The sequence below is a fragment of the Gorillibacterium terrae genome, assembly GCF_051594785.1.
Taxonomy (GTDB): domain Bacteria; phylum Bacillota; class Bacilli; order Paenibacillales; family NBRC-103111; genus Gorillibacterium.
In genome coordinates this window covers 325,454-345,798 of sequence record NZ_JBPPGI010000001.1, presented here as the reverse complement: position 1 = coordinate 345,798, position 20,345 = coordinate 325,454, and the positions used below count along the sequence as shown (strand labels likewise).

The window sequence follows — 20,345 nt, the reverse complement described above, 5'->3', positions numbered from 1 at the left end:
GTGTCTCCCCTCCCAGTCAACCACGCAGGATGTGAAGGAGAGCGAATATTTCTAATGAAATAAGACAGAAGGTGTCTGAATCCTCGGATATAGTGGAGATAAATCAGCGAAAAGGAGCGATCAGTCATGAGTCGGAAAATCATCTTGGATTTGGCGGTAACGCTTGATGGGTTTATTGAAGGAAAGAATGGGGAAACCGATTGGTGCCGAATGGACCCGGAGATGAATTTTACTGACTTCTTGCATCACATTGATACGATCTTCTATGGCCGAAAGAGCTATGACCTGTGGGGACAATATGAGCCGGACAGCGAGGTTTCCGACACGGATAGAGAAATATGGGAGTTGATTCACAGTAAAGAAAGCTATGTCTTCTCCCGAACGCAAACGGCGACCGATTCCAGCGCTATCTACATCAACGATAATATCCTGGAAGAAGTGACCAAGATCAAAAACCGGCCGGGAAAAGACATCTGGTTTTACGGCGGAGCGGATCTGGCTACCACGTTCGTCCAACTCGGGCTGATCGACGAATATCGCCTGTCGGTTCATCCTCTGCTGCTCGGAGAAGGCAAGCCGCTGTTCACGGGGATCAAGGAAAGGGTCGGGTTGAAGATGGTGCAAGCGAAGAGTTTCCCTAACGGCTTGGTGCAGCTTATTTATCGGAAGGGTTGAGGGGGAGAAGCTGGAGGCCCCTAGCTAGCTGCCGCAGCATAGTTCCTTTTAATGGACCAAGCCCTAGGTTGTAGGGCTTGGTCGTTTTTTACTTCTTTCGGAAGAGTAAGATGAAGGCGGGCGGAATGTCGTACCAATCGAACGCCTGGTGTTCGTTTTCATCCTTCGCGAAAAGTCTTAATATACCATTTCGCCGTCTGAATCCACAAAACCATTAAACTCATCCAATAGACTCAAATATATATTATTTGCAACATGTAGCCTTACCTCCGGCTTTCTTTGAAATCTAGGAATTAAGAATCTTTCTTTAAAATATTCCGTGTAGTCTTGGATTGGCATATTTATAAACATAGGTTCAGATACATGGCCTATTAAATATTCTTTAAAATTTGTTGCAAGTGGACAAATGAATACTTCCCTTTTAATTCCATGTTGAAGAACAGGAGTTTTGGAATATCCTAAGAGCTCCATAGTTTTTTTTATGACTCTCATTTTCCAATTCGGTCCACTACCAAATTCATGTCCGCTTGCATATTTTTCGTTTCGTTCGGATAAAAATTGACGCATTAATCTAAATACATCTTCTGAGACATGAAAATGTCCAAACCCAGCTGTGAATCCAATTTTATCCATCAAAAGCCTTCTGTGTCCGTTTCTATCAAAATATACCCGATTGTAAACAGACGATTTCCCTAGGGCGGAAGTTGTGGTTATTAATACCAGGTCAGAGGGTTTATTTTTTCTTTGAATAATTGTTTGCTTATCTTTATATTTCTCTCTAAAATAGTCCCTTATCTCATTTGTGCTTAGAATCCCTGCTATATACTTTCCAACAAGCAATTGATTGTACGGAGGAATAGCACCTAATACATAAGCATCCATTACGTTAAATAATCGTTCTTTACGGTCCTGAGCATTCCATCCAATATAGTCATCACGTACTTTTAAATTAAAAACAGGGTCCCCAAGAGCTATTATCCCTGCAAGCTTATCATTACTTTTATCAATGACTAAGAATCTCATTCTTCGTCCATAGCCTTTACTCACAGGAACACTCCAAAGTAAGGTAGCTATTCTAAAGAGTCTTCCTGTCCAATCGTTTGATGATACAGGTATAAGCTCAGGCTCAAATCTTTCCGGATCAATTTCATATCCATTTGCAAAATAGGTATTAATAAGATAATTCCCATACTCATTAAAAAAGTTTATATCCTCCATATGACGGGATCTCTTTTGCTGAAGATGTAGTCTTCTAACATCCTCTTTTGATGTTAGTAATGGAGATCGGATTTGGTCATTAAGGATTAAATAACCTTGGTCTTCTAGGGACTTGAATAATTTATCCTTAATTTGCTCTTTTGTTATTTTCTCGCTTAAAGAAGGCAACTTTATCCCCATCCAATCTAGTCTTAAAAGACAAATAAAAAAGAATATTGGACACCACCATACAGGAGGTAGGTGGTGTCCATTTTTATGCTTCAAGCATATTCTTAATCTTGTTGTACACTAACGGTATATTCCTGGTCAATAGGTATTCATTTTCAACAAATACTTGTAATTCATTTGGTTTGGACAATAACGGATGATAATCTCTAATATTTTTAGAATCGAATAACGAATTATAGGTGCCTACAGCTATCCCCCTCTTTTTCCCATAAACAGTTAATGGAATCTCACCTTCAACTGTCGTCACTTTATACCCGTCCAATTCTAATAGCCGTTTTAAAGCTATTAGTTTTTCTGATTGCTCTATTGCTGTTTCTATTTTTGGAACGACACCGTTAAATAAATTTCTTAAAAGCGCTGCACCAATATAGCGGTCTAAATTGGAATGCCAGTATTGATTTTTATAATGTCTTAAGCAATTTGTACAAGATCGATCACAATCACTTGGACAATGCTCTAGAAGATCCAATGTACTGTTTATTATAGCCTCAAGTTGTTGGCCTGCTTGTTCAGCATAACCAGCTCCGCCCGATAATGTATCAAAAAGATAAATATCTGCACGTAACGGCTTGTTATCGGACCCAGCTTCAATTAACCGATAGCCCGCTTGAAATTCCGCGGGGTCAATATCCAACTGTTTACTTGAGGATAACAATAAAGCTTCAGAAATGGTTCTGAGACCGTCGTGTAAAATACTTAGCGATAATCTAGAGCTTGCATCCCTAAGTAACGGTGAATCGATCTCTAACCTTAGTAATAATAAATCTGTTTGAAATTGATGGCCTAATATAACCTTTTTAAAGTGACCATCGCACTTAGGTGTAACACTAATTCCCTCACGTGGCTCAACCTCATAGGGACGTCGATGGGCCCCCTTTCTAGGCTTCTCCCTATCAAATACCGATGCTGCCCCGCATTTAACACAGACCGAGAAACCATCATTGGTTTCTTCATCCCCTTTGTTTACCATTACTAAACGACGATCTTTTGCATACGTAAACTTAATGTTTCTGCCCAAACTGCCCCAATCTGTTAGATCGTCTTCAGCAAGGGGAACTGGGAATTGGGCAGAAGTTGCATAGGTATAATCCTGTTCATGATCGCCTTCAATAATTGATCTTCCTTCTTCAGGGTGAAACACTTCCGGAATCAATAATTCTGATTTGATCAATTTAGAATTACAAATCGGACAACTAGTTAAGTCCCTTTGGTCAGAAATTATGTCCTGTACAAAAGTGCACTTTTCACATGTAACATAGGGCCGTATATTTCTTCTAAATAACGTAGCAGCCCTGTCAGGGTCTGTTACATGTGCGTTGTTTGCTGTTATTCCACCCGAGCGATAAGTTATTTTATCAACAACTATCTGTCGGCCAGGTGCATATTCACTTAGAGCTTTATCTATTGATTGCTGCGGCTTCTCTTTTACAACAACCTTGAAACCACCTTTCCTCTTTTGCCTCTCTTCAATAAGAAAACTACATAAATTCGTTGGAAATGCGTAACTTGGTAAAAGTCCTTCATCGAACAGATAGGCTAGCAACTCATCCTTAGATTCATAGTTGGATTCGTCAGTATCCTCATTATCATCGCTATTATCGTAAACTAGGGTGGGTTGTGTTTCAAAAGATAGCGATTTGATTTCTAGAGTTTTTACCAATTCTTTTGTCACTTCAAGCACCCATTTACTATTATCATTAGAAATACCCTTCGGAATCCATTTCACCAAAGACTCCAATAGGCCATCTTTGTTTCCGAACAATTGATCATAGACCCAAGACTTAAATGATGACAATCTAAATGGATTATTTTCATTCTTACTAAAGAAATCAGATGTAGCTCCAAGAGTTGAAAACAAACTCTTACTGCTTTCAAACTCTAAACCTCCATCCATTAAGTGATGAAAAAAGGTTTGAAAGAGATAAGCATGAACATGTCTTCGGGCAATTTTCTCATTATCTGTTTTGACCATGGGCTGTCTTGGTGTGCCTGCAACGATTGTCTCTGGGTTATGGAAATAGTAACTATCATGGGGTCCCCCTTGAGCAAAAGTAATTACTGTGGAAACCGCAGAACCCCTACGTCCCGCTCGCCCAGCCCTTTGTTGGTAATTTTCACGTTGAGGAGGTACGTTTCTTAGTCCTACAGCAACTAAAGAACCAATATCAACTCCAACTTCCATTGTTGTGGTACAACTCAAGATGTCCACAGGGCCACTTTCGGCCTCAATTAAAACATCCTGGAAAAGAAGTTCATATTTTTCTGTTGTTGCAAAGACAACTCCAGCATCCCTATTTGTTAACTGGGCAGTATGCTCTGCAGCTGTAATATGTTGGGGGCGTCTACCATTATTAAGAGCCTCAATAATCGGATTTCTTAAATGGCCTTTCCTAGATTGTATATACTTATTAGTATTAGGATCAATTACCTCTATTTCGCCTCCACAATTAACACAGCAGCTCTCAACAGATACTGGATTAATTTGAGTACACAGATTACACGAATACCATTTGGATTGAGTGTCTATTGCAAGTAAAACAGCTTCATTTTTGATCGTAAAGGCGTTACCGTCAGCTTCACAGAGTCGCCTTCTTAAAACATCTTGTATCGAGCCTATTTGGTATTCACTGCATTCATACTTATCGACCAATAATCGTATAATAGTTTCGTTAAGCTTCCCGTCACCTACCCAACTTTTCTGGGGATACCCTGCCGCTTCCCTCCGCACTGAAGATGAAATCAACCTTTCTGTACCAAAAGCATAATCCTCTAGTAAACTGTTTAGAAATCCAAATATAATAGCATCTACTGTACTACTTGGAATATCATTACAAATTGTGGTTATATCCCTATAAATATTGTTGGGTTGAGCCGCTTTTACATATCCCAAAAGTGCAGATTGTAACGAATATTCCCTATTGCATATTTGGCGTAGCAGCGCTTTATAAAAACTTGGGCTAGGAAGTGGTTGCCAGTCATTATCTAATGCCTCTTCGAGAGACCCATCATAATCACATTGAAACTCTCTAACGTCACTTATAAGTCTTTTACGATCATCTCCATCAAAAAAGTGTAAATTAAATTCAGCAACAATCGAAATAAAAGATACATAGAGCAACGAATTTATTTTTGGATTTTTATTTTTGACTTTATTATATTTAAAAACTGCTAACGCAATTGCTTGTCTAAACGTATCCCATTCAACTTCCCGAGGTATGTCCCTGGCCAACCTGGCTGCTTTTTGTCGACCATCAGAGAACAGGAGTACCTTTCTCCCCCCATTTGGATTTTCCATTGTTTCTACCAATCTAGGAGGTTGCAAAAGAAGTTGGGATTTTACTAGATTTGCAAAGGGGGCTTCACCTTTTGTAACTAGATCCATTATTTTACTCTTACCGCGCCACTTTTTAAGACAAATAGGACATGATTTATATACATGGTCATTTGAATCCACTTCCGAAATAGGCCTGAATACCATAATAAAGCCATTTAAGTCTTTAGGTTCTTCTTTCATTAGATGACCCGTTGTGATATCAAGCCAAGCTGGTACACAATTAATCAATGCATCAGGATGAGGCTCTCCATCAACTAATAATTGAATCTCTTTTAGGTGTTGAAGTTCTTCATCCTCTATTCCTATATCAGAAGTTGGCTCATTAAGTAAAAAGTTTTCGTTTCCTCCTCTTATATATCCTCGAATAAATGCTGCTCCACAGTCTCTATGAGTTAACAGTTCATATACACGTGCTTTGTTATCGCAACTACAATGCAGTCGAGGAGTTGTGTATAAACGTCCTAAAATATGCTGTTCGTTTCCTTTTTTTGAAAGCCGTTTTGTACATTCAGGATTTATACATGCATATAAACCAGGTAACCCCCTATAAAAAAGGTGCAGCCTTGTTGGTAAAAATACCCGATTATCATCTGCCCTTTTGGCATAGGCCCCCAGAGCAATCAAGACCTCAGTTGCCAGGTTAGCGGTTTTCAAAGAAGTATGGGGAAATAGAGTTTCACTTATTTCCTTTAAAGGTACAGCCCTTCCACTAAGAGAGATGATCATCATTTCTGCAGGTCCCCAATTTTCCAGATGGGTGTACATATAATTAGGAAGTTCCTCAATACTCCTAGGTATGTGACTCCAACCAAGAGTTATTCCCAGTTGTTCAATTTGACTTAAAACTGCTGCGGGATCTACAGCTGCATTTTGAAAGCTGTTGAGGTCTACTTTTGCCAAGGCTTCTGCTTCAATAGTAGTACCACAAGAGGCGCCACTTCTTCTCTCTTTCACCCCTTTTACCAGCTCAATTTTATTACAGTCATTAAGGCCTGTAAGTTCAGCAGCAAACATTTTAATTGCATTCTCCGCCTCTAGGCTCTCTCCCAAACTTGCACTTGTTAGGATACATCTCAATCTATCTCTGCCAATTCCTAAGCGGGCCATTAATCTTCTAATTAAAAGTGCAACTTCAGCACCTCCAGTACCCCGATACATATGTGCTTCATCAAGTACAAGGATTAATTTGTTGTCGCTATTACTTTCTAACCACGCTTTTGTTTGATTAAATATGGGACGCTCAATCGGCCTAATTAACATATACTCAAGCATCGAATAGTTAGTAATAAATACATCAGGGCATGACTCATGCATCTCGTGTCTTGTCAATAATTCTCTATCTGAGGGCTGAGTTTTTAATCTTTTATGCCAATTTCGTTTAATATACTTTTTACCAGACTTTACTCCAGATTGATATACTGCTTGTTCCTCTTGGTCTTTTGCATAGAAATTAACTAAATCTTTACTCGGCCATTTTCCTTTTTCTTTAAGAAGTGAAACCATCCTAGGCTCGTTTACTTGCTTCAAATAGAAATCTTCAAAGAGGGGGGCAATATGAGTATTGTTTTTAGAATTGTTTAATTCTCCTGGATATGGTGTTCGCGATGTATACGATCCAAATCGGATTGGACGATTTCGGGAGCCCTTTAGAATTTCCGAAGCCTTCTCGTTTCCAAATAAGCGTCTAATTCTCCCGAGTTGATCATTAACTAACGCATTCATTGGATAAAGTAAAATGGCTCGGCAACCAAACATATCGGCAGTATCATGTCTATAAGAAGTTTCATTGGCGAGCTCCCCAATAATCGGCATTAGAAAGCTTTCCGTCTTACCAGATCCGGTGCCGGTTGCAACTATAATATCTTTCCCATTACCTAGAAATGTCTCTAAAGCTTCTGATTGATGACTAAAAGGGTTTTGAAACACTCCAACACTTGGAGATAACTTTGAAAGCTTAGTAAGAGTATCTTTTGCTGGCTGGGGAATTTCTAATTCAGAATAAGGACGCCCCAATTCATAACTAGGCGTTGATTCAACAAACGGTTCTTGATGGATATATCCAATCGTTTGCAAAAGTTCTCTTCGTTCATTTATCAGTGAAAGGTTTTTAATATGATAAGTTGATTCTAGGTATGATCTTAAGGCGTCATGAAGCGCTTGCGACATTCCGAATACGCCTAACGAATCTTTTGAAGTCATTTTCCTTTGTCCTCTCTATTAATTATGGAGTAACCCAAATTCTTAAGAAATGAGTTGATATATTCTCTATAATCTGGATGTATATAGTACCTTGGATATCCTGAATTTGATGGAATTCGATAAGAGAAAATGGATAATAACCGATCAACTGCTGACGGAGTTTGAATTACATTCAGTTCATTCTTATACCAAACAGCCTTTATTGGGTATTTATGCAATAATTGAAGCCCGTTTAATAACCATAGTATTTTTTCCTTTTCATTTACAACAAATTCCTTCCTGAGAATTCCTTCTTCGAAAACACCTAAAAAATAGCTTCTAGGTTTAGATATAGTTCTGCACAGCATAACCATAGTTGTTCCAAAGGATAAAAAAATTTCATAATGCAACCACTTACGCTTTGATTTATACTTCAGAGGATTATCTGATAGAAAAACCTCGAACTGATTAAAAGAAGATAAACTTGTACTACCGTATCTTTGTACGTAATTACATGCTTTCCGTGTCCAATCCAAAGTATCTGATGGTATCCAACCTACCCAATCGTTGAAACTTTGCCATAAGTTTGAATCTAAGAATAGATCGTCAGGGAGATCCTCTTTCCTAATTATTCTACCTATTCCTAGCGCTCTAACCTTTGGTAATATGGACTTAATCTCTTTAGTACTACGAGTACCAATTACCGCAACATAGCTTTCTCCAAGAGAAAGGTCCGGAAGTTCGATTAATCTTACCGGAGTAGGTAACCAAAACCCATTGTGAACATAAATGCAATCTCTTAGTAAGGCTAAGTTGCTTAATGTCCACTTCAGTAAATCAGATGATTCAATATATTTATACGAGTCAATTTCCTCTATATTTTTTGTTGCCTTTAAATCTGTCCAAATTCCTTCTAAATGACCATTAACAGCATTCAGTAATTTTTTTATATGAATTGGTTCTATTTCATCTTTTTCATTAATTGATAACTTGTTAAGTATAAAACGCAAATATTCTGCGAAGACTATATATTTTTGAATCATCTTATTGCCCAAAATAGGTTTTGTGGGAACGTCAAGATTTTTTAGTAAAATTTCTATACCCACTTCTATGCTAATTGCTCTCATATTATTTCCTCTTGAAGTTCAATAATTTCAATAAACAACTTTGAACGATCATCAAGTTCTACCTCACTCTGCAATTCTAATAATTTGCTTCTTTTGCATACATATAACATTGGTATAAGCCACCCAAACGTGGTGATAAGTCCGACAGTTTTATATTGCATTCTTTCACATAATAAAGAGCTAATTCGTTCAACGCTTAATATAGCTTTCCTCCATAATACCCCTGCGACGTTTCTCGCCCATATTGGTAATCCGAGGTCTTCTTCATCTAGTAGAATAGAGTATGGATTCTGCATAATCTCATCATAAATATCCGACGGATTTATTATGCTAAGTATTGGGTTAATCGCAGGTTTGTCTCCCCAGCCTAACGCTTCAGTATTATATATTGGACCCATTTCAATAACACCTTTGCTTAAAGGTAAGGCTCCTAAGCCTTCTGTTATTGTTGCTAAAATAATAATTTGAATATTTGTATTAATCCTTAGCACTCTTTCTGAGATAAATTTGTGTAGTGTTCCCCCGTACACCTCAAATGTTGACCTATTTATCCCTTCAATTAATATGACTTTCGGACCTATCATTTTTTCAAAAATTAGTCTCTCAAATGCCAATTCAAATGGAATAGGGCTCATTATTCCTAGTGGAATTTTTATTTTGTAAATAGAATCTCCTACTAGGGTTTTTGCAACAACCTCCGCAACAGTAACTGCTAATGAGCCCGAAAAAGAAACCATTTGTCCCGAAATAAGCGCCGATATAAGCTCTAATGAAAGCTTCCTAGCATGAGCCAAAATTATCCCGGTTCTCTTAAGATTCTCTTCCAAGTGAGAAAGTGCTTCTTCAACTCCCGATAATATAATCGGCTCAGAAATGTCCTTCTGGGGAAACAGATCAACCCTCAAGTCATTCATACCTTTAGAAATCTGCTGAGTAGTAACGGCTGTATTAAATACACTAGAGATCGTATTCTCCAGATCAGTCTTCATTTGAAAAAGCTGATCTAAAACCTCGGTATGTACCTTTCTTTGTCTTTCTAATTGCTCTGATATTTCATTAACCTTCAAACTGAAGGAATCTATTTGTTCTTGGGAGTTCTTCTCCACCTCTGAAATTTGATTGGTTAATTGGTTGTTGATTTTTACGGTGTTTTTGTTTAGTTCATTTACTAGGTTTTTATATTCTTTAAGCTTATTATCAATGTTGTTTTTCAGTCTTGAAAGTTCTCTTTCGTAAGTATCTTTATCATACGTATATTCATTGATTCTAATATCCAATTTATTGAATTCTTCTTTAAGTTCAACATACTCTTTAATTAATTTTAAAACTTGTTTCGCAGTGTTATCATTTATTACTTTGTTTTGCTGATCAATGCTTTTTATTTGAGTTTCATTTTGTTTTAAACGTTGTTCAAATGAATTAAGCTTTAATTTATTTGTGATTTCGTCTTGGCTAGGCGCTTGTTCTAAAAGCTCCTCTATTTTAGAGTCAGGCAAAAAGGGACTGAATTTCAACCAATCTCTTAATGCATCACGTGATAATACTTCATTGCCACGTTGTTGGATTAGTTTCTTCACCAATTCTTTTAAATCATTATTTTCATAATGGGATTCAAGTTCACTTACAAGTTCTAGTTTCGACGTAAAATTTAAAACATTTCGAAAAGATTCATTAGATTGTGTCCATGCCAACCATATCTCCTTCATGAGTTCCCAGTCTTTTTCTGTCCAATGCATTATCCTTTTAGAATATTTACTTATCTTCACTTCAACTTCTTTTTCTGGACGGAATCCATTTACTTTTGGCAGTCTTTTTAAGAGTATTGATAAGAGCGGAGTTGAAATGCTTTTAATAAAATTTGTTAACTTCTCTGTTTCAATGTTAGAGATTATATCTCTCTTTTCGATGGAATAACTCAACGACATATTAAGGTCCTCCTTAATTCGTTCCTCTTTTATCTTCCAGGGTCTTATTCAATTCTTTGATGATTGTATAATATTGGCTTATAAAATCGATTGGAATTAAAGAAATTAAAAGCTTACTAACCAACTTTTTGTCTAAACTACACAAATACTTGAAATTTTGATTATCGCAATATGGTACCATTCGAATATTAGGCCTTGTTCCTAATGAATGTACTAATAACCATTTTGTCCTCTTTCGCCAATTTGGACTCATTTTTATTTCACAATCAACTTGTGTCTTAAAATGCACACAAACCTTTCCATAATCCTTAGCTTCAATTATTAACTGAGTTAGTTCTACTAATAATAAATCATTTAGAAGCGAACAAAGTTGGTCACCAACACTTGAATAATTGTTACCACTATTTCCAACTAACACACTTTCGTGTATTTTCTTTTCACCAGCAATACCCCACTTAATATCTATACTTAAACGACTTGGAACGTCTATTCTGTTCAAAATAATACTTCTCGAGTACCAGTTCATAATGAAGTCCATTGCTTTAGGACTGTGAAAACTTACAGAAACAAACTCGGTGGTATCACGTTTATACCCAATAAATTTGAAACAAGGTGTTCCAAATGACGCTTTTTGTTTTTGAGATGCAACAATAAGTTGAATTCCGGTTTCAAATTCTCCATCAACCCAAATGTTAATTTCCCCATTTTCTAATCGACCTAACGATAGTAAATACGGAGTTATACCATTACCACGATGCCTAATTATTTTGTTTTCGCTAGAAGAATGAAGACATACTTCATTCCATTTTTTTGATCTTGTTGTGCCAACCAGAGAAATTAGAACATCACTTTGAGGTTCAATTACTAGTGAGTTATCAGGTAGTCTTGTTAATGGAATCGGAGTAATTAATGTTACATCAGTTGGTGGAAATTCCACCCTTCTTTTCAACCAATGATATACCCATTTATTTACGACAAGATCATATTCAATAGGCAGTTTAATAAAAATACCGGTCCAAGAATCCTGCATATAAAGGAGTTTTATATCTAGCCCATCTGCCTTTGGAAACCACTCCGGTTCTGCTCCATTTTTCCATAGAATTAAATACGCCTTACCCCAAAACAATGATTGTTCTTGGCGGAGTCTCCTTCCACCTTGGGAGGAGTAGTTAAATACGGTATAGTTATACAGTCCTATAATAGGCTGAGTAACTCGATTGTACCAATCACCTTCAAAGAGATTTTCAACTTGCAGCTTATACGCTGTTTCTTTAGGAATTATGCCAATTCGTAGTCCGCCGGATTTGATTTGGTTAATTGGAATGAGTCTTTCCCCTTGTCGTCCAAATGGAACCTTTAAAACTCCAATAGTTCTATCTGGTTCTGGTATACCGATTTCTAGATTCCAAGAGTACCGTTCTTTATCTTCAACTACTCGAATATACAAACCGAGCGCTTTTGAAAGTCTTTCTTGTTGGATTGTCTTTAAAAGTAATTTCTCAGCATAAGTCCCTGGCATGTATTTTTCACAATTGGGATTAGCTTGACCAGTGACATGAGCAAAATAAACACGCTTTTTACCTCTACGAAGTTGGACAGGCGCTTCACAACCGGGACATATATAGTTGCGATACTTTGAAATTTTTGAATCAAATGCACTAATTTCTTTTTTTGCTATTGGATCAAAGGCCCAGTCCATATGTCCTCTTCTCTTTCTATTTTAGATCAATGTATAAAACTAGTTCCTATGAATTATTCCACAATACGATTATTGGTTCCTTTATTCTCCAAAAAAAATCTCATAATGTCATTATTTGAGGATTCAAGACTTAGGTGCCACCATTAGCCTCAGCGCTCGTCCAGCACTAGGAAATGCGCTTTATTCCCTTATTAAGGGTCACTCCGCTAGGATTCTGTTGCAAACTCTTAATTTGTCCACCCACCCAATTCGTAACCGAACTGACCAACGTTAGCGCAACATTTGAATATTTTCGATGTTGTTGCTACTAGGTTCAACAGCACTACAAATTCTGTACCTTTAACCATTTATTTGGCTGGCAGACACCATTGCTATTGGCACGAAAAGCCTTTGCTTGCCCCCGTTCGGGATTGTGCTAGGCATGTGGATTGGCGAATACGAGTCACCCAAATAAAACTTCTAAGCGCACAATTCTGATGCGTTTTAACAAAGAACCTTCTATTCGGCGTGGCGAAATGAAATCGAAGACCTAGCGTCAACTGCCCAGACTTGTCCCATCATTTGAATCGATGTATCGTAGGATAACGCCCCTCATAATCACTCAACGTTGTCGGCCATCATGAACAGATATGGTCATGCTTTCTGTACAGTTGACCATAAGGCTGCCGACAAATTTGAATCAGTCTTTAACATCAACAAACTCAAGGACGACAAAAGACGCTTGGGAATTTCCCGAGCGTCTCTCCGTTTTTTTGGCTCATCTTTTATTTCACTTTTACATCCATGCCATTCTTCGACCACTGTATCATAACTTTTATTGTGCTGCACCACATGCAATAGATCAATCAGGACAAGGGATTTCAGACTCTGTTAAATTCCTCATCATGAGGATTACCGACTCCACATGCACCGTATGCGGGAACATATCCACCGGCGTGGCCTCGACCACGCGGTAGCCTCCCTCCACCAGCACCCGCAGATCGCGGGCCAGCGTCGCCGGGTTGCAGGATACGTACACGATGCGCTCCGGCTGCATAGCCAGCATCGTGTCGAGCAGCTCCGGCTCGCAGCCTTTGCGCGGCGGGTCGACGACGATCACGTCCGGCGTGACTCCGTCGGCGCGCCAGGCCGGGATGACTTCCTCGGCCTTGCCGACGGCGAATTCGACGTTGGCAAGGCCGTTCAGCTCGGCGTTGCGGCGGGCGTCGGCGATGGCGTCGGCGACGATCTCGACGCCGTAGACGCGGCGGGCGTGCTGGGCCAGGAAGAGGGAGATCGTGCCGATGCCGCAGTAGGCGTCGATCACGGTCTCCTTGCCGGTCAGGGCGGCGTAGTCGAGCGCCGTGCGGTAGAGGACCTCGGTCTGCACCGGGTTGACCTGATAGAACGAGCGGGCCGAGATGGCGAATTGCACGTCGCCGATATAGTCGCGGATCGTCTCGCTGCCCCAGAGCACATCGGTGCGGTCGCCAAAGATGACGTTGGTTTGGCGCGTGTTGCGGTTGAGGCAGATGCTGGTCACGCCGGGAATCGCCCGGCGGATCTCGTCGACCATATCCTCCTGACGCGGCAGCTTGTTGCCGTTAATGACGAGCACGACCATGATCTCTCCGGTGCGAAAGCCAATCTTCGCCACGACATGGCGCAAGAGGCCTTCGCCCGTCTCTTCGCGGTAAGCGCTAATTCCGAGACGGCGGGCGATCTCCTTCACCCGGCGGACCACCTCGTCATTGGCCTCATGCTGGATGAGGCAGGCGTCCATGTCGATGATCCGGTGGCTGCCCTGGGCGTAGAAGCCGCCGACCAGGCCTCCTTCTACTTCGCCGAGCGGGACCTGCGCTTTGTTGCGATATTTCCACGGATCGGGCATGCCCATCACGGGACGTACGGGAATGGGCGGCTGATGAGAGGAAAGATCAGCCACCGAAGAGGCGGATTGGGCAGCCGAATCCGCAGAACGGGCGGAATCCGTGGAACGAGCCGAATCCGCAGAACGGGCTGAAGCTGCGGAACGGGCTGAATCCGCAGCGCCGGCAGGACCCGTAGAACCGGTCGCCGATGAGTCCAGCCGCTCGAATTCCTCTTCCCCCTTCGCCACCGGCAGCTTGCCGATCCGCTCCAGCGCGTCCACGACGATCTGCCGCTTGTGGCGGAGCTGCGCCTCGTAGCTCAGGTGCTGGAGCTGGCAGCCGCCGCACTGCTTGTACAGCGGGCACGGCGCCTCCACCCGGTCGGGGCTCTCCGCCAGCACTTCCAGCAGCTTGGCGTAGCCGTACTGCTTCTTCGCCTTCAGCACCTTCAGCCGGACGCGCTCGCCCGGCAAGGCGCCCGCCACGAACAGCGTAAAACCGTTGACCCGCCCGACGCCTTCTCCGTCATGGGTCAAGCCGACGATCTCCGCTTCGTATTCGGCATTCTTGGCGACAGGCAGATTTCGCTCCTCCGGCTCGGCTCCTGCCGCTAGTGCTGTGTTATTTCCCGGGGAATCGACACGCTTCCGCCTGTGCGGAGCGCTGTTTTTCGTTCTTTTTCCCATGATGTGGCACACCCTTCCTAAACGTGAAAAAACGGGAGCGTCAAAGCTCCCGGCTTCGATGAGGCCTCCGAAAACTCATCGCTTCGCAGACGGAACGTCCTTCTCCTCGCCCAATCGCTGTTGCCGGCGGATTGCTTTGAGTTGGACCGCTTTTGCAGTCAACATCCGTGGACAACAGCGATCGCTGCCGCTTTTACAGGACGATTCCGCACACTCGGCTTCGTTTTTCAGTGGCTTCCTTGCGATAGCCCCGATCTCTCCGGATCGGAGCGAAGAATAAAACTGCGCTAATCAACCCGTGCGTGAAGCCGCGCTACTCTTCCAGCTCCTCCAGGAGGCGGGGCGGAATGGCGTGGTGGCGGCGTCCGGTTTTATACGAGAACTGCCCCGATTCGTCGGCGAAAATCTCCAGGTGCGAGGGGAGAACCGAAATTTCGCACGGCAGTGTGCCGCCGTACTCGCCGTCCAGGTTGAGCTGGACGTAATCGGAAGAAGTGACCTTGATCTTCGAAGTGCGAACGTACTTGATGTTCGGGTCGTTCATATGGTCGCCGCGCATGGCGGCCGTGACGATGCGGATGAATTCCGCCAGGTTGCATCTCTTAAGCAGGATGAGATCGAGCTTGCCGTCGTTCAGGCTGGCGTCGGGAGCGAGCTTTTCAAAACCGCCCACCGAATTGCTGTTGGCCGCGAGGAACAGCATGAGCTCCTCCTCCAGCGTCTCCTCGTCCGTCTCGATGATCGTCTTGATCGGCTTCAGCGACGGAAGCTTCTCCAAGCCCTTGACGTAATAAGCCAGTTGGCCGAGGATCGTCTTCAACCGGCTCGGTACCTCGTAGGTCAGTTCCGTGAGAGAGCCGCCGCCGGCGATATTGATAAAATACTTCTGGTTGACCTTCCCGATGTCGATCGGCATCGTGTTCTGACGCAGGATAAGGTCGCAGGCCGCTTCGTAGTTGCGGGGAATCCCCATCGCCCGGGCGAAATCGTTGGTCGTTCCGAGCGGCAGGATGCCGAGCTGCGGACGGTTCGGCTGCTCCGCCAGCCCGTTGATGACTTCGTTCAGCGTCCCGTCGCCACCGGCGGCGATCACGATGTCAAACCCGCGGCGAACCGCCTCCTGAGCGGCGATAACGGCGTCGCCCTCTCCCGTCGTGGCGTGGGTCGATGTCTCCAGTCCGCCTCTTTCCAGCCGGTTCAGGACATCCGCCAGCCTGCGCCGCATCTCCTCGCGGCCCGATGTGGGATTGTAAATCAACCTTGCCCGTTTTCCCATTCCAAACCACCCTATACCCAGTTTGTTCCATCGCCGCATCTTCTACTCCTTATAGAAGGAAAAGAACAGGCCAAAGGAACTCCGACTCCCCTGCGCGCGGCAGGGACTTTCCTGCGGAAGACTGCCATCTCCCGCTTCCCCTCTTTCATCCGGTTACGCCGCCGGGCCGCGGCTCGTCGAGGCTTGCTCCAACAGCTCCAGGTACTGGTCGTACAGCCAAGTGGAGACGAGCGGATGCGGCAGCAGGGCGCAGTTCGCATACGCGATGAGGCTGTGGCTCGCCGACAGGCGCGCCGGAATCTCCACCTGTGTAAAATATCCCTCGCTGAGGAACACCGGGAAGACCCGGACGGTCCGGCCGGGGTCTTTGGCGTACAGCCGCTCGGTCTTGCTTTCGACCTCGTCCCGGTCCGGCAGGAGGAGCGCCGTCTTGGCTTCCCGGTAGCCCGCCAGGGCCTGCACCTTCGCGGCGAGCAGGCGGGCCGTGCGGCGGTAGCGCCGCTCCAGGCGCGGATCGGAGCTGCCGTGGCCGACGAGCAGCAGCGCCTCGCTTGAGGGGTCCGTCTTTTGCTTTTCTATTTTATCATAGATGATTTGGGCAACGGTAGCGTCGTCCTCCATCGGCTTGCCGAAATGGATGCGGGCCTGATGGGGAATCGGCGGCAGAACCGGCTGTTCGCGGCGTTCGGTCCTTTGCCGGAAGAGGCATTCCTCGTTCCATTCCTCATCCTCCAGGTAAGCGGGCCGGAAGACGGTGCCGAGCGCTTCTGCAATCGCCTCGACATGGCTGCTCCCCGAGGACAGGAACAGCGGAATGACCAGAATGTCGGTCACGCCGGCCTGCTCCAGCTCGCGGATGCCGTCGGCGATCAGGCGGCCGGGCACCTGCTCCAGAAAACAGCAAGAAACTGGCGTTCCCTCCAAGAAAGGAACCCCAGCCGCTGCAAGGTCGACCAGCCGGACCCACTCGGGATCGCGGGACCCGTGGCTGACGATAAGTACACCGAATGTTGGCATGGCGGTCTCCGTTTTACCGGTCCAACCGCTCGAGGGCCATCTTGTAGCCGTCGTTGCCGTAATTCAGGCAGCGCTTCACGCGGGAGATGGTCGCCGTGCTGGCTCCCGTCTCGGCCTCGATCTGGTTATAGGTATTGCCCTTGCGCAGCATCCGGGCCACTTCCAGGCGCTGGGCGAGGGATTCGATTTCATTGACGGTGCAGAGGTCGTCGAAGAAGGTATAGCATTCTTCCATGTCCTTCAAGGTGAGGATGGCCTCGAACAGCTGGTCGATGGATTTGTCGTTGAGTTTTTTGAGCTGCATGGGTATGTCTCCTTCATAACGTCGGTAGCGTTATCATTCGATATCGGTGCGGATAAATCCTGCTGAATCCGGTTTTCGGTCTGTAAAATTTTTAAGCGTTAGTGCGCTAAATTCAGCAAACGTCATAAATACGGGCATTCGTCCATACGAAACAAATGCCTACCTCATAGATTATATACAAACACCCATAAAAGGAAAAGGGTTGTGACTCAAGATGACTATACAACAACCGAACCATTCCCGGCAACTGTCGGGATATCGGGCAAGCGGCAACCGGCCGGTTCCGTCGTATCCGGCCGTTCCCGCCGCCGGGGCCGGCCGGGCGGTATCCCCTACGGCCGCGACCGCCGGTTTTTGGGAAAGCCCCGCGGCGTTCGGCGGAGGCTTCGGCGGAGGCGCGGGCGGGCTTGGATTGCCGCCCATGCCGCCCGGAATGGGCATGGGCGGCGGGTTTCCGGCCACGCCCGGAGCGGGACTCGGCGCCGGCTTCGGTGCCGGCGGTCCGCCCGCTCTCCCCGGAGGCGGCGGCTTCGGCTTTGGCGGAGCGCCCGCGGCACCCGCTGCCGGAGCCGGAGGCGGAGGCGGCCTGGGCGGGCTGCTCGGCAATCTTTTCGGCGGCGGCGGAGCGGCTGGGGCAGGCGGAGCAGGCGGGGCTGCCGGAGCGGGCGCGGCCGGCATCGGCGGCTTTCTGGAGCGGATGGGCGGCATCGACGGCATTTTGGGCACCCTGTCCAAGATGCAGAAGCTCGCCGGAACCGTCCAGCAGATTGCGCCGATGTTTAAGATGATTTCCGGCATCGGCAAGGCCTTCACCAAGGACAAAGACGACGACGGCGACGGCCTCGCCCCGGCCAAACGCCGGAAGAAAAAACGCAGCAAGAAGACCGGTTCCCGCCGAACCGCCAAGGGCCGGGGCAAGCGCAAGGGCACATCCGGCAAGCGGAAGGTCCGGAGGAAATGAAGAGAAACGCCGCCTGCGGTTTGCGGGCGGCGTTTTCCTTGCGTCAGGACGCTGACGGGGGCTTGAGATGGCTAGGTGCAGGACTGGAATATCACCCATTCTTACCACAAAAAAAACATGCACCCCGACCGTCCGGCAGGTGCATGCTCGATATACGGCTTATTGGCCCGAAACCGGAACCGCGCCGTAATATTCCTCCAGCGTGCTTCCGGCGGCCGCGATCTCCTTGGCGATGGCTTCGCCTACATAACGGATGTGCCAGGGCTCGTAGGTATAGCCGGTGATGGCGTCCTTGCCTTCCGGGTAGCGGATGATGAAGCCGTAATCGGCGGCATGCTCGCTCAGCCACTCGGCTTCCGGAGTACCGGCAAATCCCGGCTCGGCGGCGAACTTGCCGTCCGAGCCAGAGACGTCGATGGAGAGGCCTGTCTCATGCTCGCTGTGTCCGGGGACAGCGCTGTAGGTTTTTGCCTTTTCCTCCCCGTCCTTCTTCACATAATTGTTGAACAAGGCTGTCTGGGTGGCGTGAGAGCGATAGGCCGAGACCCCGGCCAGGTAGATGCCGTCCTCTTTGGCTCCGGCGAACAGCTTTTCCAGAGCGGCGGCGGCGTCCTTGCGCATCATCCGCTTTTCAATCTTTTCCTTGAAGAGAAACGGGACATCGGGGTAGACCAAGTCCGGCGGGTTGTAGCCGTCCGGGAGCGCGTACTGCTTGTTCACCAGCACGGCGAGGCTGTCGGGGTTCGTATCCACCTCATGCGCAGAAGGCGAAGGACTGCCGCTATCCGGTGCAGCCGAGCCGGCAGGCGATGCCTCTGTGGACCCGGGCGAGACCGAGCCAGACGGATGATCCGAAGGGGCCGCGTCCTTTCGGCAGCCGACGAGCGTGAGCGACAGGGCAATGGACAGAACGAGGACGGTGAGCCATGGGGTGCGGCGGGCAGCGAAGTTGGAACGCATGAGAAGCATCTCCTTAACGGGATCAGAATCGGTGCAGCGAAACGAAAAAACCGCCCGCGGACGCGGACGGTCTGCTTTTTGGTATTCCGATGAAACCGAGCCGGGAAGGCGAAATCGCCCGGCAGGACGCGCTTAGTCGCGGGAAAAGCCCAACAGTCTCAGCACGTACAGGAACAGGTTGATGAAGTCCAGATACAGGTTGAGCACAGCCGTCGGAATCATCTCTTCTTCCAGACCCTGACGGTAATGCGAGATGTCGTACAGGATGTAGCCGGAGAAAATCAGCGTGCCGCCGATGGCGATGGCGAGCCCGAGGCTGCCGCCAAAGCCGCCGGTGAACAGGCCGACGACGCTGAAGCCGATCAGGGTGATGAGACCCATGACCAGGAAGCCGCCAAGGAAGCTGAAATCCCGTTTGGAGTAATACGCGTACGCGGTAAGACCGGCAAACATGGCGGCGGTCACGAGGAACGCCGTGTTGACCAGCGAGAACCCGCCTTGGGTCGAGTAGTACGCGACTGTCGGGTACAGCGTGATGCCGCTCAGGAACGCAAAGGAGAAGACGAACGGGTAGCCGATCGCTTTCTTGCGGCGACGGATAACGAACGCCGAGATGATCATGATGAATTCCACGACGACGAGCGGCATAAACAGCGCGGGAGGCACGAACATCCCGGCCAGGGTGCCGATAAAGGACACCAGGATCGTCAGGGTGAACATTCGGAGAAGCTTATGGAAGGAGCCGTTGTATTCTCTCTCCATGCCAAGGGTTTGCTGCTGTTGGAAATCCAATCAAGTTCCCACCTTTTCCGGTTTATTGGCAGAGTAGCGCTTACGGCTAGTATAGCATTCCTCTACGGCAAAAGCACGGTTTGGTTTCACCGAATTGTCAAAAAAGCGTCCGTAC

Annotated in this window: 13 protein-coding genes; 2 read left to right on the top strand and 11 right to left on the bottom strand. The window is 45.9% G+C overall.

The window, feature by feature from the left end; all coding sequences use genetic code 11:
- Positions 1-126: 126 nt before the first annotated feature.
- Complete coding sequence (locus tag ACSEXS_RS01480) at positions 127-675, top strand: dihydrofolate reductase family protein (RefSeq protein ID WP_438431411.1); 549 nt, start codon at positions 127-129, stop codon at positions 673-675.
- A 177-nt stretch (positions 676-852) separates the two neighbouring features.
- On the opposite strand, the gene ACSEXS_RS01475 is transcribed toward ACSEXS_RS01480, so the two are convergent.
- The 9 genes from ACSEXS_RS01475 to ACSEXS_RS01435 form a co-directional block, all read right to left on the bottom strand.
- Positions 853-2,073: a Druantia anti-phage system protein DruA gene (locus ACSEXS_RS01475; protein ID WP_438431410.1), complete on the bottom strand. Its 1,221-nt coding sequence runs from the start codon at positions 2,071-2,073 to the stop codon at positions 853-855.
- Positions 2,074-2,146: 73 nt separating this feature from the next.
- Positions 2,147-7,654 carry a DEAD/DEAH box helicase gene (locus ACSEXS_RS01470; protein ID WP_438431409.1) on the bottom strand — a complete coding sequence of 1,836 codons (5,508 nt, stop codon included), beginning with the start codon at positions 7,652-7,654 and terminating at the stop codon, positions 2,147-2,149.
- Positions 7,651-8,760: a Druantia-type antiviral defence protein DruD gene (gene druD / locus ACSEXS_RS01465; protein WP_438431408.1), complete on the bottom strand. Its 1,110-nt coding sequence runs from the start codon at positions 8,758-8,760 to the stop codon at positions 7,651-7,653. The genes ACSEXS_RS01470 and druD overlap by 4 nt, the downstream gene beginning before the upstream one ends.
- Positions 8,757-10,679 (bottom strand): AAA family ATPase, encoded by a 1,923-nt coding sequence (locus ACSEXS_RS01460; RefSeq protein WP_438431407.1) that lies wholly within the window; start codon positions 10,677-10,679, stop codon positions 8,757-8,759. Before ACSEXS_RS01460 ends, druD begins: the two co-directional genes overlap by 4 nt.
- A gap of 19 nt (positions 10,680-10,698) precedes the next feature.
- Positions 10,699-12,384 (bottom strand): competence protein CoiA family protein, encoded by a 1,686-nt coding sequence (locus tag ACSEXS_RS01455; protein WP_438431406.1) that lies wholly within the window; start codon positions 12,382-12,384, stop codon positions 10,699-10,701.
- A gap of 841 nt (positions 12,385-13,225) precedes the next feature.
- A complete protein-coding gene (gene rlmD, locus ACSEXS_RS01450; RefSeq protein WP_438431405.1) occupies positions 13,226-14,920 on the bottom strand; it encodes a 23S rRNA (uracil(1939)-C(5))-methyltransferase RlmD in 1,695 nt (564 codons plus the stop codon).
- A 313-nt stretch (positions 14,921-15,233) separates the two neighbouring features.
- Positions 15,234-16,196: a diacylglycerol kinase gene (locus tag ACSEXS_RS01445; protein WP_438431404.1), complete on the bottom strand. Its 963-nt coding sequence runs from the start codon at positions 16,194-16,196 to the stop codon at positions 15,234-15,236.
- A 153-nt stretch (positions 16,197-16,349) separates the two neighbouring features.
- Positions 16,350-17,213, bottom strand: a complete 864-nt coding sequence (locus tag ACSEXS_RS01440) for a sirohydrochlorin chelatase (RefSeq protein ID WP_438431403.1) — start codon at positions 17,211-17,213, stop codon at positions 16,350-16,352.
- A gap of 13 nt (positions 17,214-17,226) precedes the next feature.
- A complete protein-coding gene (locus ACSEXS_RS01435; RefSeq protein WP_438431402.1) occupies positions 17,227-17,517 on the bottom strand; it encodes a YerC/YecD family TrpR-related protein in 291 nt (96 codons plus the stop codon).
- Positions 17,518-17,731: 214 nt separating this feature from the next.
- Here ACSEXS_RS01435 and ACSEXS_RS01430 point away from each other — a divergent pair, with 214 nt between their 5' ends.
- Complete coding sequence (locus tag ACSEXS_RS01430; protein ID WP_438431401.1) at positions 17,732-18,478, top strand: hypothetical protein; 747 nt, start codon at positions 17,732-17,734, stop codon at positions 18,476-18,478.
- Between the two features lie 159 nt (positions 18,479-18,637).
- On the opposite strand, the gene ACSEXS_RS01425 is transcribed toward ACSEXS_RS01430, so the two are convergent.
- Both ACSEXS_RS01425 and ACSEXS_RS01420 read right to left on the bottom strand, forming a co-directional pair.
- Complete coding sequence (locus tag ACSEXS_RS01425) at positions 18,638-19,438, bottom strand: M15 family metallopeptidase (RefSeq protein ID WP_438431400.1); 801 nt, start codon at positions 19,436-19,438, stop codon at positions 18,638-18,640.
- A gap of 132 nt (positions 19,439-19,570) precedes the next feature.
- Entirely contained in the window at positions 19,571-20,230 is a 660-nt protein-coding gene (locus ACSEXS_RS01420; protein WP_438431399.1) for a Bax inhibitor-1/YccA family protein, read from the bottom strand.
- Positions 20,231-20,345 lie beyond the last annotated feature (115 nt).

Coding starts and splice junctions, on each gene's coding strand:
- rlmD (WP_438431405.1), bottom strand. CDS start 14,920: ATGGGAAAAAGAACGAAAAACAGCGCTCCGCACAGGCGGAAGCGTGTC.
- ACSEXS_RS01475 (WP_438431410.1), bottom strand. CDS start 2,073: ATGGGGATAAAGTTGCCTTCTTTAAGCGAGAAAATAACAAAAGAGCAA.
- ACSEXS_RS01425 (WP_438431400.1), bottom strand. CDS start 19,438: ATGCGTTCCAACTTCGCTGCCCGCCGCACCCCATGGCTCACCGTCCTC.
- ACSEXS_RS01470 (WP_438431409.1), bottom strand. CDS start 7,654: ATGACTTCAAAAGATTCGTTAGGCGTATTCGGAATGTCGCAAGCGCTT.
- ACSEXS_RS01440 (WP_438431403.1), bottom strand. CDS start 17,213: ATGCCAACATTCGGTGTACTTATCGTCAGCCACGGGTCCCGCGATCCC.
- ACSEXS_RS01480 (WP_438431411.1), top strand. CDS start 127: ATGAGTCGGAAAATCATCTTGGATTTGGCGGTAACGCTTGATGGGTTT.
- druD (WP_438431408.1), bottom strand. CDS start 8,760: ATGAGAGCAATTAGCATAGAAGTGGGTATAGAAATTTTACTAAAAAAT.
- ACSEXS_RS01445 (WP_438431404.1), bottom strand. CDS start 16,196: ATGGGAAAACGGGCAAGGTTGATTTACAATCCCACATCGGGCCGCGAG.
- ACSEXS_RS01430 (WP_438431401.1), top strand. CDS start 17,732: ATGACTATACAACAACCGAACCATTCCCGGCAACTGTCGGGATATCGG.
- ACSEXS_RS01455 (WP_438431406.1), bottom strand. CDS start 12,384: ATGGACTGGGCCTTTGATCCAATAGCAAAAAAAGAAATTAGTGCATTT.
- ACSEXS_RS01435 (WP_438431402.1), bottom strand. CDS start 17,517: ATGCAGCTCAAAAAACTCAACGACAAATCCATCGACCAGCTGTTCGAG.